Below are 14,890 nucleotides of genomic sequence, written 5' to 3'. Positions count from 1 at the left end.
GGGGCTGCGACGGCCCGCGGCGGGGTGGTGATGGCCGAGGGCGTGTCCTCGGGGGCGGGTGTGGCGGCGAGGTGGGTGATCTGGGCGTGGACGGTGCCGTAGCGCAGCAGGAGTTGCGGGGTGCCCGCAGCGGCGGCGCGCACCAGGTTGCCCAGGTGCTGCCGGGTGTCGGTCATCGTGAACGCGGGCAACTCCCCCTACGCGGCGATCACCTCCGGCGTCGGCGCGGTCAGCACGGCGCGTACGCCGTGGGGGGCGTGGATCACGATCCGCGCCCCGGCCGCGGCGTCGTCGACCACCCGCGCCCACCGCTTGCGGACCTCCTCCACACCGAACGCCGACCCGACATCCCCGCCGGACCCGGGCCCGGGTGCGGAGTACGGGAGGGGCGTCGTGGACGCGTTCTCGTCCGACCCGCGCGATCCCTCGCTCATGCGCCCGACCACTTCCTTCCCAAGCCTCTTCCTTCTCGATCCTACCGTGATCCGACGCGAAAACCTGCCGACTTGTGGGTAGTCGTCGCACGGAGGCGGAAACACGCGCAACCGGAGCACCCCTCGAGGCCGCGGGCCTGTGATCGGCGTGGGCTGCGATGGTCTTCCCCGGTCCGGTACGCCCGTCGGTTGCGGCAGCATGGGGGAATGCCGTCCACCTCACCGCCGTTCGAGTTGCGTCTTCGCTGGACCCGGAACAACACGAAGATGATCGCGATGGCGATCGGTGTCTGCGCGTTGATGTTCGTACCCGACATTCCGCTCGGCCTGGCGATCGCAGGCTGGGTGTTCTTCGGGCTGGGCGGGCTGCTCGCCGCAGCGATGCCCCGGATCGCGCCGGTGGCGCTGCGCATGGACGCCGAGGGCGTCGCCGTGTCCCGAGGAATATGGCGCTCTCGGCGGGTGGCGTGGGCGGACGTGGAGGCGGTGGTGTCCTGGCGGGTGCGCGACGGCAGCCACTGGGTCGGCATCGTCGCCACCCCCGAGTACCGCCGCCGCACCGGCCTCGACACCCGACGCGGCGGCCGATGGATGGACAACATCATCGGCCTGCCGATCGCCTGGACCACCACGAAATGGGACGGTCCACCCGACGAACTCAAGACCATGGTCGCCGCCGTGTGGCACATCTCCCCCGACACCCCCTGGATCGACGCCGCACTTCACGACCGCACCGCGCCCGCCTGAAACACCCCACCCCCGCCACTCCGGCCCGCCGACATCCGCAACGGCGGCCTCCCGCGCGTCACGCCACCGCCGAGTGAGCGGGTGCCCCGACACCGCGCGGCAGTCGGATCGGGCGTGTGCCCGAAACGCGGCAGGCCCCTGCACCTGCGCACCCGGCTCGCTGCCGAACTGCCGGTGCCGCGTCGAACCACGTGGCCCCTGCCTGCCGTGCAAAACCACGTGACTTCGGGCAGCCGCGACTGCAGAATGCCGACCGTGCCCAGTCGTTGTCGACCCGAGGGGGACGGAGCATCGTGACTGCCGACGAAGCCCCTTCGCCGTCGCCGACCGTCGTCTGCACCTCCTGCGGAAAGCCCTACCGACAGACGGGCCGAGGCAATGGCGACTGGTTCCATTTCATGGTGGTCGCGGTGCGCCGTCAGTCCGACGGTCGGGCGCGAATCTCCGGCCACTGGCGCGCGGGCGACTGGACGGACGGGATGCCGCTCGTGGTCCGTACACGACAGGGGCACCGCGTCACCGTGATCGGGGCGCACATGGAGCCGCCGCTCAACAGCACGTGCGAGGCTCGCGGGCAACGGCAACTGATCGTTGCCGACCTCGGCCCGTCCGACCCGAACGGCTGCATCCACGCCGCCAGGTAGGCCCCGGGGCCGGGGGCCGGGACCACATCAACGCCTGCACCCCGACCGGCACCCCCGGCTCACCCGCGTCGAAGCCCGGTTCACCGCCCCGCACTGCTTCACCCTCCACGGCAACGCCCCCCGGTCACAAGACCCGAGGCCACAATTCACCGCTACGTCATCCGGCGAGACAAGCGCGCCACCGACGATGGGCTACGGCGCGGTCGCCACGAAGGCGAACGTTGCCGACGAAGGGCTAAAAGGGTGGGTCGTCCGCTCAGCCCTGGCCCCGCACCGGCGGATCGTCGGTGGTCGGGGGGATGTTCGGGTCGAGCATCCTGCGCAGGACCGCCCTCGCTCCGAAGCCGCCGTGGTGAGCGACGGACCACAGCGACGGCAGTCCGGCCGCCAGGCGGTCGAGTTCGTCCGCGGGGATCGCCTCGAGGTGGGTGCGCAGATCGTCGGGACGGGGTCGTCGACCAGGCCCAGCCATGCGAGCGCCGCGGCCGTGCGGACCACGAGCGGGTGGGCGGGGTCCGACCAGTGGGCGCGGGCGAGGACGGCGGCGTCCCGATCCCGGTCCCGGTGCTGGTGGTGCTGGTGCTGGTGCTGGTGGGCCAGTTGCGCGATCGCCAGGATCAGGCCCGCGCACACCCGCGGGTCGCTCTCGCCGCGCAGGCTCTCGTGCAGGGCGGCGGAGATCCTCTCGGCGCGCTGCGCCGCGGCGGACAGAACGTATGCCGCGCCCATCCGCACCCGCGGATCCGGGTCGTCCAGGAGCGCGATCGGGATGTGCGCGTCGACGGCGATCGCGGCGCGTGCCGCCCGCACGGTCCAGTCCTCCCGGTAGGCGCCCGTGTCGAACCGCGTATGGTCCCCACCGACCCGCAACAGGCCCGCCTGCGGCGCGGCGCCGCCGTATCCGTCGCGCGCCGCCTCCGCGACCAGGAAGAGCACGCCCACCCGAGGGTGCGCCGTGCGGTCCGCGGCGATCCGCAGCAGAAACGGCACCGCCAACGCCGCCGGCGCGTACCGGGTGCCCTGATGACAGACCGAACCCACCAACGAGGACAGACAGTCGCCGGCCACGGCCGCGTCGCCGGAACGCAGGCCCTCCAGGAGTTCGGGCACGTCCGCGGCCGAACCGTTGGCGTGGGCGAAGCGATCCCACGGCACCCGCTCGTACCCCAACCCCTCCCGCACCCCCACCGGCAAGCCCGCCACGACCACCCGCACGTCCCGCTCCGTCCCCCGCAGGCCCTCGCACCCGTGCACCCGTGCACCCACGACGCGGCCGCATCGCGGTCCGAACTGGCGCCGCTCGCCGACGCGTTGCTGTCCATGGACAACCCGATCTCCGGACTGACCCGGCTCAACACCCGCAGAGAACACCCCGACTCGCCCGAGAATCTGCTCCGCCGCCTCGGACGCGGCGAGATCGGGCTGCCCCACGACGCGTTCCACACGCTCCAGCCCTGGCGGGCTGCCGCCCACCTGCGGGAACTCCTCATGGACTGCGGCGTCCTCCCCGCGATCGACAAGCGAGTCTGCCTCTTCGAGCGGTGGCTCGTCGACCACCTCGCCGGCATCACCAACCCCCGGCAAGCGCAACTTGTCCGCCGGTTCGCGACCTGGGAAGTGCTGCCCCGCCTACGGACCAGCGCGGACCGCCGAGCTCTCACCCCGTCCAGCACGAGATACGCCGCGGACCGGGTCAAGCACGCGACCGTGTTCCTGCGCCGGCTCGACGACCACGGCCGCGACCTCGCCACCTGCGGCCAAGCCGACATCGACCTCTGGCACGCCGAACACAACGAGCACGACCGCAAAAGCGTCCGGGCCTTCCTCCTCCGGTGCCAGAACACCAAGCTCAGCCGACGATTCCGACTTCCCGCCGCCCAGATCCAAAGGGCCGCCCCGCTCGCCCAGCGCGAACGACTCGACATGCTCGGCCGCGTCCTCACCGACGAGACGCCGCCGCTGCGAAGCCGCGTCGCCGCTCTCATCGTCCTTCTCCATGCGCAACCGCTCAGCCGCATCGTCCACCTCACCGTCGACGACGTCATCCACGACGACCGACACGTGCTCCTACGGCTCGGCGACCCGCCGACCCCGGTGCCCACGGCGGTCGCGGAACTTCTCCTGTACTGGATCGCCAACCGGGACAACATGAACACCGCGACCAACCGCGACTCCCGCCGGCTGTTCCCCGGCCGACGGGCCGGACAACCGATGCACCCGGACGCGCTCTCAGCCCAGGTCAACGAACTCGGCGTCCCCGCAGTCGCCAGCCGGGTGGCAGCGATCCGACAACACGTGCGCGAACTGCCCGCCCCGGTCGTCGCGGACGCACTCGGCTACCACCACAAGACCACCACCCGGCTGCAAACGGACACCGGCACGCCGTGGAGCCGATACGCCCCTGGCGACCACTCCGGCCGCACAGCGGAGGCAGTCAGATCGAGTCCGGGCCCGGCTGCGGATATCCGATCTCGGCGATGTCCTCGGCCAGATCCGCCAATGTGACCTCCGCGTTGAGCGACGACACGAGCGCCTGGTCCAACGGTTTCAGCGCATACACATGGCGCACTGCTTCCAGGTCCACCGGAACCTCGTAGTAGTCCTCCGCGAAGCGCTGGAACGCTTCTGGAGACCGATCGACGAGGAGTTCGAACAAGCCTTCCGCCCCATCAGGGTCGGGACGGCCGGCAGGGAAATCGATCTGCCCGTGCCGCCAATGGTCGTCCGTCGCTTCGCGCCACAGACATGCGGTCACGACCGGAACGTCGTCCTCGTCAGTGAACGCCGGCTCCTCGACATAGGGCGTGAAGAGTGCGGGAACATCGTCGATCACACCTGGCCAGGGCACACCGTCATGGCCGTAAGGGCTCATCGGCGACTCGTGGTCGAAGCCTCGGACATAGACTCCGACCGCCGAGAACACGATGGAGTACTCGTCCCCCGATCCGTTGCGCTTCGAGGCCATCTCTTCGCCATCGGCCCACCCCGCGTTGAAGGAGTAGTACCGGCTTTCCCAGTCCGGGCTCAGGATCGCATCAAGCATGGCCAGCGAGCGGCACAGGTCACGAAGATCGGTGATGGCGGGGAGCAGACGAGCTACGTCATAGACAGTCACCCGCCCATCCAAGCGCATGCCCCTGACGCCGGAGTCCGCCGGATACTTCACGATGAGTGACAGCAAGCGGAGCCCCGTAGGCCAACACACGTCAGTTGAATACGCGAGCTCACCAGTACCAAGGCCGGTAGCCGGGGCCCGGCTCCGCACGCGGGGGCTCGGCGCGTGTCGGTGCCCGCAGCTCCGGAGTTGGATGCGCTGATGGCCGAAGTCGTGTGCGTGGGAACCGCCGGGCTCCCGGAGGCGATTCGTCCGCGGGATGGGCGTCGGTGGTGCCTGCGAGCATGCGGATCATGAAGCGATCCGACGATCTCCTGGCCGGGCTGGACGACATCGACTGGGCGGCTCTGGGGCACGCCTACGGCACCGCCGAGGACGTTCCGGACCAGCTCCGGGCGGTGTGCGGGCCGGACGAGGAGGCCCGGAAGGACGCCTTCCGACACCTGTTCGGCAACATCTTCCACCAGGGGACCCGGTACTCGGCCTCCCCGTACGCCGTGCCGTTCCTCGCCCGGATCGCCGCGACCGGCCCGTCCGGCGCACGGGCCACTGCGCTGCTGCTGCTGACCCGGTTGGCCGTCGACTGGCACGACGAGTACGACCTCCCGCTCGGCATCGATACCGCCGCCTGGCGCGCCGCGGCCGTCAGCTCCGAGGAGAACCTGCGCTGGTACGACGAGGAGATCGCCGCCGAGACCGACGAGGAGCGGCTGCGGGGCCTGCGCGAGGCGCGGGCATATTGCGCGGCGGGGCACCCGGTCGACGCCCGCGAGGGCGCACTGCGCTCCTACGACGCGGTCCGCGCCCTGCTCCCCGCGCTGTTCGACCTGCTCGGCGACCCGGACCCCGATATCCGCACCCGGACCGCGTACCTCCTGGGCTGGTTCCCCGAGGAGGCCGACGCCGCCCTGCCCCCGCTGCTCGCCCGCCTCGACCGCGAGCCGGACCCGGTCACGGCCGCCACGGTCCTCGTCGCCGTCGGGCTGCTCGCCGACCACGACCCTGGCGGCCGGCTCCGGCGCCACCTCGACCACGGGCACCCCCTGCCACGCTGGGCCGCCGCCACCGCCCTGGCCCGCCTGCGAATCGCACACCCGACCGCCGCACCCGACCTGCCGCCGACCGAGCGCATCACGGCCGAACTGGCCGCCTTCGGCGCCGGCCCCGCGCCCGAACCCGCCACCGCCCACGACGACGGCGACCCGCACAGCTACACCGTCCGCAGCCTGCTGAGCCTGACGGCCGTCGCCGAGGACCCGGACGCAATCCTCCCGAGGATCGCCGCCGCCCTGCCCCACATCAAGGACACCCGGGTCGTGCCCCGCCCGCTCGCGGCCCGCACCGGGAACCTGTTGGCGGCACTGTTCGACCCTGCGGACACCGCACCGATGTTCGCCGACCTCTCCCCCGGACGCCGGGAACTGCTGCACGCCCTGGCCGACCTGCTGACCGCCAAGGACTTCCAGTCCTGGCCGTTCGGCTCGGACCTCCACGAACGGTTCACCGAGCGTGGCCTCCCCGACACCCGCGCCGCACTGCGCGCCTGGGTCGGCCTACCCACCGAGGGCGAGGACCCGACGGCACCCCTCCCCGACCCCTGGGAAGCGATCCGCAACCGCTGACGCCGCAGCCCTTCACCGCACATCGGCTGCCGGTCAGGATCGACTGGCAGCAATCCAGCCTTGGTCAGGGTGGTCGCGATCGAGGCGGTCGCCACGGATGTCGTCCTGACGGAGCCGGACGACGTCGCTCGCTACACGCAGCGATACGACCTCCTGCGTGACGCCGCCCTGTCCTGTGGGGACAGCGTCGAACTCATCGCGGCCGCGGCGCGGCCGGCCGACCGTTGGGAAACGACGACCGACATGAGCGAGAAGTACACGAGCTGGCACAAGTTCCGCCGCAGCGACGAGAGTTCGAACTGCGTGGAGGTCGCCGGAACGGTCGATGCGGGTGGAGGTGTCGGCGTACGGGATACCAAGGCGCGCGGTCAGGGGCCGGTGCTGGAGTTCGGATCGTCGTCGTGGGGCCGCTTCCTGGAGGCGGCGAAACGTGGCGGGCGCGGTCTGTAGGTCGCCGGCCGCGCCCGATCCGGGTGCGGTGCGTGGATGTGGTCGAGGGATGTGTGGGACGTGACGACGAGGGCGGCGGCTTCGCCGCGGCTGCGGTGGGACGCGCTTCCGGCACGCGTGCGGGACGCGGCCCACCAGGCGTTGAACGCGGCGGTGGTGGCGGAGGATCCGCGGCCGGGCGGGTTCTCGCCGGGGGTGGCGAGCGGGTTGACGTTGGCGGACGGGCGGCGGGTGTTCGTCAAGGCGATCAGCGCGGCGCGCAACCCGCACGCGCCGGGGTTGTATCGGCGTGAGGCAGCGGTGATGGCGACGTTGCCGGCGCGGGTTCCGGCGCCGGAGTTATTGTGGACGTGGGACGACGGAAAGTGGGTGGTCCTGGTCCTGGAGTGGGTCGACGGTCGTTCGCCCCGGGAGCCGTGGGACGACGGCGAGTTGGGCCGGGTCGTGCGCGCGCTCGACGACTTGGCGCAGGCTCTGACGCCGAGCCCGCTCGCGGGTCCCGGCGTCGTCGAGGACCTGGCCGACAACTTCCGCTCCTGGCGGCGGATGTCCGCCGACCCGGCGCTGTACCGGGACCTGGACCACCCGTGGGCACGGGCGAACCTGGATCGGTTGGCCGAGTTGGAGGCCGGCTGGGAGCGGGCCGCGACGGGCGACACCCTGGTGCACGCGGATCTGCGCGCGGACAACATGCTGCTCGCGCCCGACGGGAGGGTGGTGTTCGTCGACTGGCCCCACGCCGTCACCGGCGCGCCGTGGCTGGACCTGTTGTTCTTCCTGCCGTCGGTGGCCGCGACCGCAACCGGTCCCGTGGATCCGGCCGCCCTGTGGCGCGTCGGCGAGGTCGGGCGGGCGGCCGATCCGGACGCGGTGGACGCGGTGTTGGCCGCGTTGGCGGGCGACTGGTTGTATCAGTCGACGCTGCCCGCGCCCCGGAACGTGCCGGGGCTGCGGGCGCATCAGCGGGCGAAGGGCGACGCGACGCTGACCTGGCTGCGGTCGCGGATCAGTTGACGTCGGCGCAGTCGCGCAGTCCGGCCGGCCCCAGCTCGATCAGGTGGGCGATCTCGGGTCGGTCGTCGTGGTGGACGTGCCGGGCCCGCACGGCGCCCAGGAATGCCATCGCCGCAGCGGCGAGGACGAACGTCGGAAACGCGTGCCGTTCGCCGCAGGTCAGGGGCGCGTGGGGGTTTGCCGCCGAGTACAGGTCCGCGATGGTCTCGGCCCGGTCCGGGAGCGGTTCGGGGCCGGTGGGTGAGATTGGCGGCGGCGACCGCGAGTTCCTGGATCCTCGGGTGCCGGCCCGCGACCGCGAAGTCGATCACCTGCACGTCGCGGCCGTCGGCAAGCACGTTGCCCTTGGTCAGGTCCGCGTGGATCAGCGCGTGCGGGAGGGCACGGTGGTCGATCGTCGCGAACACGGCGGCGGCCCGGCGGGCAAGGGCGCGATGTTCGTCGGTCAGGTACGGCTCGGCGGCGGCCGGCGTGGGGCCGATGTTGGTGACCGCCCACGGATCGGCGACGGGATCCACCCGGGTGTCGAGTCGGTGGATCAGGGTGGTCTGTGCGATCAGGTCGCCCGGTTCGGCCGCGGTGGGCGCGCGGGTGGGGCTGTAGTAGTCGCGGGCGTCGACACGTTCGAGGACGAGGCACGCGGCGCCGCCGGGCGGGTGGTGGAGCACGTCGCCGTCGACGTCGGGGTACAACCGCGGGTGACGCACCCCGGCTGCGATGGCGTCGGTGATCAGGCGGGCGGTCCTTCGGGGCGCGTCGCCATCGCGCCACGCCGCGAAGATCTTGACGACCACGCGGCCGTTCTCGGTGCGGGTGTCGATGTTGCAGTCCTCGAAACCGGTCGTGATCGGCGTCCATGACAGGACGCGGCCCAACCCGCACCGCCGCGCCGCGTGTTCGAGGATCGGGCGCGGGTCGGCGGCGATGCGGTCCGCGGGGTTCATCCGGGCCGCCCGGGGAGCGGGAAGGGGATGACGTCGTCGATGTGCTCGGCGCCGGTGAGGACCTGCACGAGGCGGTCCAGGCCGATGCACAGGCCGCCGGCCGGGAGCATGTCGGCGTCGAACACGTTCAGCCAGGCGTCGTCGATGGTCGCCGCCTCGTCGCCGCCGGCCCGGTGGCCGTTCGGGCGCAGCCGGTCGCGGAGTGCCGCACCGTCGGCGCTGACCATGGTAAAAGCCCGGGTCAGCGCCCTCGCTGTCGCCGATCCGGTTCCCTCGAGCACCGTCGTCGCGGTCGTGGCAATGGGCCGCTGCTCCTCCTCGGTTGGCGCGTCGGTATGGCGTGGCTCCGTCCGATCGGCCCGTGTCGTGCAATCGACGCCGGACGAAGGACAGGGCCTCGTCGGCTCGTCGGTCACCACCGTCCCGCCGGCCGCGACTGCCTTCGGTTCCGAGCTCGCGGGCACAATCACGAGCATCGGCGACCCACAAAGCACTGCACACCGGACGTTCGGCCTGCTCGTCCGCTCCTCGGTCGCCACAACGACCGTGCGGTGCGCCCGCAACCGACCCACGCCGCCCGACCGGGCACGGCGACGCGGCCCGGGCCGGACGACGTCGAATGCGACGGCCGGGCCCAACGACCGGCGATCCCGAGTTCGACGCGTCTCGTTCGGGCCGGCCTGCCACCACCACCGCTCGTCCGTCGGGTCAGTGGTCGCGGGTGTCGACCAGGCGGCGGAGTTTGCCGACGGAGCGCTCCAGGGTGTCGGGGTCGAGCACCGCGACCTCCACGCTGACGCCGACTCCGTCCTTGACGGCCCGGGTCAGGGCGGCGGAGGCTCCGGAGCGGGCACTCGTGGGCAGATCGGGGCGGGCCTCGACGCGCACGATCAGGTGATCCATGCGCTCCCGGCGGGCCAGGACGAGTTGGAAATGCGGGGACAGGCCCGGTGTTCGCAGGACCAGTTCCTCGATCTGGGTGGGGAAGACGTTGACGCCGCGCAGGATGATCATGTCGTCGCTGCGTCCGCTCACGCGGTCCATCCGGCGCATGCCCGGCCAGGCGGTCCCGGGGAGCAGTCGAGTCAGGTCGCGCGTGCGGTAGCGGATGATCGGCACGGCCTCCTTGGTCAGCGAGGTCAGGACGAGTTCGCCGGTGGTGCCGTCGGGCAGGGTTCGGTCGCCGAGCGGGTCGACGATCTCGGGGCGGAAGTGGTCCTCCCAGATGTGCAGGCCGTCCTTGGTCGTGACGCTTTCGCCGGCGACGCCGGGGCCCATGAGTTCGGACAGTCCGTAGATGTCGACCGCGTCGATTCCGGCGCGTTGCTCGATCTCGTGACGCATGCCCTCGCCCCACGGCTCCGCGCCGAAGATGCCCACCCGCAGCGAGGAGGCGGCCGCGTCGATGCCCTGGCGGTCGAATTCGTCGAGCAGGGTGAGCATGTAGGACGGGGTCACCATGATGATCTCCGGGCGCAGGTCCTGGATCAGTCGGACCTGGCGGGCGGTCATGCCGCCGGAAGCGGGGACCACGGTACAGCCGAGGTGTTCCGCGCCGTAGTGCGCGCCTATGCCTCCGGTGAACAGGCCGTAGCCGAAGGCCACATGGACCTTGTTCCCCGGTCTGCCTCCGGCCCCGCGGATACAGCGGGCGACCAGGCTCGCCCAGGTGCGCAGGTCGGGTTCGGTGTATCCGACGACCGTGGGCAGGCCGGTGGTGCCGCTGGAGACGTGGATGCGGCGGATGTCCGCCTCCGGCACGGCGAACATCCCGTACGGGTAGTTCTCCCGCAGGTCGGCCTTCGTGGTGAACGGGAACCGGGCCAGGTCGGCCAGGGTGCGGCAGTCGTCCGGAACGACGCCGGCCTCGTCGAACCGGCGCCGGTAGAACGGGACATGCGCGTATGCGTGGCGCAATGTCGCGCGCAGTCGGATCAGTTGCAGCGCCTCGATCTCGTCGCGGGTCATCCGCTCGGCATCGTCGTGGAGTTCGGGGGCGGCGGGGGTGGCGGTGGGCTGCGTGGTCACGGGTGGTCCTCCTGGGCGAGGTGACGTGCGGTGGTCGGGCACACCGGGCCTGAGCGGGATTCGGCGACGACCGCGATGCCGCAACGGCGGGTGGGCTCGTCCTCAGCCGTCGAAGTCGACGGTGAGTACGTCGGAGACGGGGTAGCTCTGGCAGGTCAACACGTAGCCGGCGTCGACCTCGGCCTGCTCCAGAGCGAAGTTGCGGCGCATGTCGACCTCGCCGTCGCTCACGCGCGCCCGGCAGGTGCCGCAGACGCCGCCCTTGCAGGCGAACGGCAGGTCGGAGCGCACGAGTTGGGCGCCGTCCAGGATGGACCGATCACGCGGCAGGGCGATGGGCGTGGTGCGCCCGTCGAGCGTGAGGGTCGCTCGACTGACCGGGCCGGTCGGGGCGGAGTCGCGGTGGTCGACGGTTTGTGGTGCCTCGTCCTCGGCGTGGAACAGCTCCCGATGGACTCGATCACCCGGGACGTCGAAGTCGGCGAGCACCCGTCGGGCGTCCTCGACCATGCCGTGGGGCCCGCAGAGCCACCAATGGTCGGCGTCGTGCACGGCAACCAGGGACGTGAGCAGGGCCCGAAGCCGTTCGGCGTCGAGGCGCCCGGACAGCAGGCGGGCCTCGCGGGGCTCGCGGGAGAGCACGTGGACCAGGTGCAGCCGCTCGGGATGGAGGTTCTTCAGGTCGGCGAGCTCGTCGGCGAACATGACGCTGCCGCTGCGACGGTTGCCGTAGAACAGGGTCACCTGCGACGCCGGGTTGCCGGCGAGGACGGACCCGGCGATCGACACCATCGGGGTGATGCCCGAGCCGGCGGCGATCAGGACGTGCCGGCCGGGCTCGGTCGGGTCCGGCGTGAAGTTCCCCGTGGGCCCCATCGCCTCGACGGTGTCACCGGGGCGCAGCTCGTTGACCAGCCAGGAGGAGAACAGGCCGCCCGGCACCACGCGCACGCCGATGCGGGGACGGGCGCCGACCGGGGCGCAGATCGAGTAGGAGCGGCGTTCGTCGTGGCCGTCGACCACCCGGCGCAGCGTCAGCGACTGCCCCGGCGCGAAGACGAATTCGGCCGCAAGGTGCTCGGGGATCTCGAAGGAGACGGCCGCGGCGTCCGCGCACAACGGTTCGACGGCGGCGACCCGTAGGGGATGGAACGCCGGGCGGCGGCGCGCGCGAACCGGCCCGGCGGCCGGTGCGGTGGTCGGGGCCATCAGATCTCCTTGAAGTACTCGAAGGGTTCGCGGCACGTGCGACAGCGCCACAGCGCCTTGCAGGCGGTGCCGGAGAAGCGGGAGGTCTCCTCGGTGTCGACCGACCCGCACTGCGGACACCGCGCTGCGGGTGGGGCGGTGGACAGCAGCAGCGGTACGGGTCCGGCGGTCTGCCGGGACACGGGCCCGGGCGGGGCGATGCCGTGTTCGGCGAGCAGGCGTCGTCCCCGCGGGGTGATCCAGTCGGTGGTCCACGGCGGGTCCAGGCGGGTGCGGATCCGTACCTCGGGAAACCCGGCCTCGTGCAGCCGGCGGGTCACGTCGGCGCGCATCTCGGCCATGGCCGGGCAGCCCGAGTAGGTGGGCGTGAGGGTCGCGGTCACCGTGCCGTCGTCGTCGATGTCGACGTCGCGCAGCACGCCCAGGTCGGCGAGGGTGAGCATCGGCAGTTCCGGGTCGGTCGACTGCTCGGCGACGCGCCGTGCGCGCCGGGCGCCGACGGGGGTCGTACTCACCAGGTCGCCTGCGGATCGGCTCGGGCCACGCTCTGCAACTCGGCCAACAGCGCCGGCAGATGCTCGGTGTGGAGTCCGTCGCGGCCCCCGCCGGTCGCCGACTCTGTGATCGGAAGCACCAGACCGGCGGTGTCCAGGACTCGGCTCACGATCGCCGTCGTCTCCGCACGTACCGAGGCGACGTCGACGCGCAGGTGCTCGTGCGGGGTGAAGAGTTCCCCGAGGTGGGGAGCCACTTCGTCCAGTGCGCGTTGTGCCCGCAGCCGCGACTCCGCGGTGCCGTCGCCCAGGCGCACGACCCACTGCGCCGCGTACGACCGGTGGTAGTCGAGTTCCTTGATCGACTTGCTCGCGATGGCGGCGAGGACGGGGTCGGGCGTGTCGGTCAATCGGGTGAACAGCTCCAGACGCCACGTGGCGAAGACGAGGAGTCGCACGACGGAGAACGCGTAGTCTCCGTTGGGCAGTTCGACGAGCCGCACGTTGCGGAACTCCGCCGGGTCGCGGAAGTACGCGTACGCGTCCTCGCCTCGGCCGGTACCGTCGGCCCGGCCGGCGCGGGCGTAGAGGTGCCGGGCCTGGCCGAGCAGGTCCAGACCGATGTTGGCGAGGGCGAGCTCCTCCTCCAACTCCGGGGCGTTTGTGCACCATTGGGCCAGGCGTTGAGCGGCGATCAGGGCGTCGTCGGCCAGGAGCACGCAGCAGGAAGCGAGTTCCGCGCCGTCGATCCCGTCCGGCACGGTGGTGTCGGCGCCGTACAGGGGGTCCTCGAAGCCCGTGCCGAACGCCCATTGGCCGTCGGCCTCGACATGTTCCCCGCTCGGGGAGGGGTGGACATGGTCGTCGTGCATGACCTGCTCCTGGCTGTCAGATGTGCGGAACGTCGGCGGGGATGTCGTAAAACGTGGGGTGTCGGTAGACCTTGTCGCCGCTGGGCGCGAAGAACGGGTCGCGCTCGTCGGGTGTCGACGCGGTGATCAGGTCCGAGCGCACGACCCAGATGCTCACGCCCTCGTTGCGTCGGGTGTACAGGTCGCGGGCGTGGGTCAGGGCCATGCGCTCGTCGGCGGCGTGCAGGGATCCCACGTGGACGTGGTTGAGCCCGCGCTTGCCGCGCACGAACACCTCGTACAGCGGCCATTGGGCGCTCGTCCGCGGTGTCGCGTCGGTCATGCCGCCGCTCCTTCCCGGGCGCGGGCGGCCTGCGTGGCGGCGTGGGCGCTTGCCGCTTCGCGGACCCAGGCGCCGTCCTCGTGGGCCGCGCGGCGACGCGCGACGCGTTCGGTGTTGCAGGGGCCGTCGCCGGTGATCACGCGGTGCAGTTCGGACCAGTCCGGGGTGCCGAAGTCGTGTCGGCCGCGTTCCTCGTTCCAGCGCAGTTCGGGGTCGGGCAGGGTGACGCCGAGTGCGGCCGCCTGGGGCACGGTCATGTCCACGAAGCGTTGGCGCAGTTCGTCGTTGGTGTGCCGCTTGATCCTCCAGGCCATCGACTGCTCGGAGTTGGGCGAGTCGCCGTCGGGCGGGCCGAACATCATCAGGGACGGCCACCACCAGCGGTCGACCGCGTCCTGCACCGTCGCCCGCTGGTGGTCGGTGCCGCGCATCATCGTCGACAGGAGTTCGTAGCCCTGCCGCTGGTGGAAGGACTCCTCCTTGCACACGCGGACCATCGCGCGCGCGTAGGGGCCGAACGAACTCCGGCACAGCGGAACCTGGTTGCAGATGGCGGCGCCGTCGACGAGCCAGGCGATCACGCCGACGTCGGCGAAGGTGGGGGTGGGGTAGTTGAAGATCGACGAGTACTTCTGGCGGCCGTCGATCAGCCGCTGTGTCAGGTCGGCGCGGTCGGCGCCCAGCGTCTCGGCCGCCGAGTAGAGGTAGAGGCCGTGGCCTGCCTCGTCCTGCACCTTGGCGAACAGGATCGCCTTGCGGCGCAGCGAGGGCGCGCGGGTGATCCACTCCCCCTCCGGCTGCATGCCGATGATCTCGGAGTGGGCGTGCTGGGCGATCTGGCGGATCAGCGTCCGGCGGTAGCCGTCCGGCATCCAGTCGCGAGGCTCGATGCGTTGGTCTCGCGCGATCGTGTCGTCGAACTGCTCGTGCAGGCGTAGTTCGAAGTCGCTCTCTTCGAGCGACGTGGTCTCGAATCCAGTCATGTGTCTCGAAGC

General features: G+C 71.6%; 17 protein-coding genes. 7 read left to right on the top strand and 10 right to left on the bottom strand.

From position 1 onward, the window contains the following. Positions 1-197 precede the first annotated feature (197 nt). On the bottom strand, positions 198-434 hold the full coding sequence (locus EMA17_RS54505) for a hypothetical protein (protein ID WP_246127066.1): 237 nt from the start codon (positions 432-434) through the stop codon (positions 198-200). Between the two features lie 207 nt (positions 435-641). Between EMA17_RS54505 and EMA17_RS52685 the strand changes: the two genes are divergently transcribed. Beyond that, on the top strand, positions 642-1,181 hold the full coding sequence (locus EMA17_RS52685) for a hypothetical protein (protein ID WP_170222301.1): 540 nt from the start codon (positions 642-644) through the stop codon (positions 1,179-1,181). A 293-nt stretch (positions 1,182-1,474) separates the two neighbouring features. Continuing rightward, a complete protein-coding gene (locus tag EMA17_RS33465; protein ID WP_126640932.1) occupies positions 1,475-1,825 on the top strand; it encodes a hypothetical protein in 351 nt (116 codons plus the stop codon). A 192-nt stretch (positions 1,826-2,017) separates the two neighbouring features. Here the strand turns inward: EMA17_RS33465 and EMA17_RS33460 are convergent, their stop codons facing one another. After that, a complete protein-coding gene (locus EMA17_RS33460) occupies positions 2,018-3,040 on the bottom strand; it encodes a HEAT repeat domain-containing protein (protein WP_126640931.1) in 1,023 nt (340 codons plus the stop codon). Between the two features lie 33 nt (positions 3,041-3,073). On the opposite strand from EMA17_RS33460, the gene EMA17_RS33455 reads away from it, so the two are divergent. Then, on the top strand, positions 3,074-4,330 hold the full coding sequence (locus EMA17_RS33455) for a site-specific integrase (protein WP_174861472.1): 1,257 nt from the start codon (positions 3,074-3,076) through the stop codon (positions 4,328-4,330). Here the strand turns inward: EMA17_RS33455 and EMA17_RS33450 are convergent. Continuing rightward, positions 4,260-4,958, bottom strand: coding sequence for a hypothetical protein (locus EMA17_RS33450; protein ID WP_126641074.1), 699 nt, complete (start codon positions 4,956-4,958; stop codon positions 4,260-4,262). The two genes, EMA17_RS33455 and EMA17_RS33450, sit on opposite strands and share 71 nt — an antisense overlap. Positions 4,959-5,233: 275 nt before the next feature. Here EMA17_RS33450 and EMA17_RS33445 point away from each other — a divergent pair, with 275 nt between their 5' ends. From EMA17_RS33445 to EMA17_RS54495, 4 genes are all read left to right on the top strand, one after another. Continuing rightward, positions 5,234-6,562 carry a HEAT repeat domain-containing protein gene (locus EMA17_RS33445; protein WP_160161649.1) on the top strand — a complete coding sequence of 443 codons (1,329 nt, stop codon included), beginning with the start codon at positions 5,234-5,236 and terminating at the stop codon, positions 6,560-6,562. Between the two features lie 69 nt (positions 6,563-6,631). After that, positions 6,632-7,012, top strand: coding sequence for a DUF397 domain-containing protein (locus tag EMA17_RS54500; RefSeq protein WP_246127065.1), 381 nt, complete (start codon positions 6,632-6,634; stop codon positions 7,010-7,012). A 60-nt stretch (positions 7,013-7,072) separates the two neighbouring features. Continuing rightward, positions 7,073-8,026: a phosphotransferase family protein gene (locus EMA17_RS33435; protein ID WP_246127064.1), complete on the top strand. Its 954-nt coding sequence runs from the start codon at positions 7,073-7,075 to the stop codon at positions 8,024-8,026. Between the two features lie 236 nt (positions 8,027-8,262). Continuing rightward, a complete protein-coding gene (locus EMA17_RS54495; RefSeq protein WP_246127063.1) occupies positions 8,263-8,886 on the top strand; it encodes a hypothetical protein in 624 nt (207 codons plus the stop codon). A gap of 80 nt (positions 8,887-8,966) precedes the next feature. Here the strand turns inward: EMA17_RS54495 and EMA17_RS52055 are convergent, their stop codons facing one another. From EMA17_RS52055 to paaA, 7 genes are all read right to left on the bottom strand, one after another. Beyond that, a complete protein-coding gene (locus EMA17_RS52055) occupies positions 8,967-9,197 on the bottom strand; it encodes an amino acid--tRNA ligase-related protein (RefSeq protein ID WP_160161648.1) in 231 nt (76 codons plus the stop codon). A 481-nt stretch (positions 9,198-9,678) separates the two neighbouring features. Beyond that, entirely contained in the window at positions 9,679-10,938 is a 1,260-nt protein-coding gene (locus tag EMA17_RS33420) for an AMP-binding protein (RefSeq protein ID WP_126641072.1), read from the bottom strand. Between the two features lie 162 nt (positions 10,939-11,100). Continuing rightward, positions 11,101-12,207, bottom strand: coding sequence for a 1,2-phenylacetyl-CoA epoxidase subunit PaaE (gene paaE, locus EMA17_RS33415; protein WP_126640926.1), 1,107 nt, complete (start codon positions 12,205-12,207; stop codon positions 11,101-11,103). Beyond that, a complete protein-coding gene (gene paaD / locus EMA17_RS52680; RefSeq protein WP_371863080.1) occupies positions 12,207-12,722 on the bottom strand; it encodes a 1,2-phenylacetyl-CoA epoxidase subunit PaaD in 516 nt (171 codons plus the stop codon). The genes paaE and paaD overlap by 1 nt, the downstream gene beginning before the upstream one ends. Next, on the bottom strand, positions 12,719-13,573 hold the full coding sequence (gene paaC / locus EMA17_RS52675; protein WP_170222302.1) for a 1,2-phenylacetyl-CoA epoxidase subunit PaaC: 855 nt from the start codon (positions 13,571-13,573) through the stop codon (positions 12,719-12,721). The genes paaD and paaC overlap by 4 nt, the downstream gene beginning before the upstream one ends. Before the next feature lie 16 nt (positions 13,574-13,589). Then, the gene (gene paaB / locus EMA17_RS33405) at positions 13,590-13,895 is read right to left on the bottom strand and encodes a 1,2-phenylacetyl-CoA epoxidase subunit PaaB (RefSeq protein WP_126640925.1); all 306 of its coding nucleotides are present in this window, start codon (positions 13,893-13,895) and stop codon (positions 13,590-13,592) included. Continuing rightward, positions 13,892-14,878, bottom strand: coding sequence for a 1,2-phenylacetyl-CoA epoxidase subunit PaaA (gene paaA, locus EMA17_RS33400; RefSeq protein ID WP_126640924.1), 987 nt, complete (start codon positions 14,876-14,878; stop codon positions 13,892-13,894). Before paaA ends, paaB begins: the two co-directional genes overlap by 4 nt. Positions 14,879-14,890: the final 12 nt, after the last annotated feature.

The organism is Embleya hyalina, assembly GCF_003967355.1.
In the GTDB taxonomy this organism is placed as follows: domain Bacteria; phylum Actinomycetota; class Actinomycetes; order Streptomycetales; family Streptomycetaceae; genus Embleya; species Embleya hyalina.
Note: the sequence above shows the minus strand (reverse complement) of the source record. Positions and strands in the feature narration are given on the sequence as shown.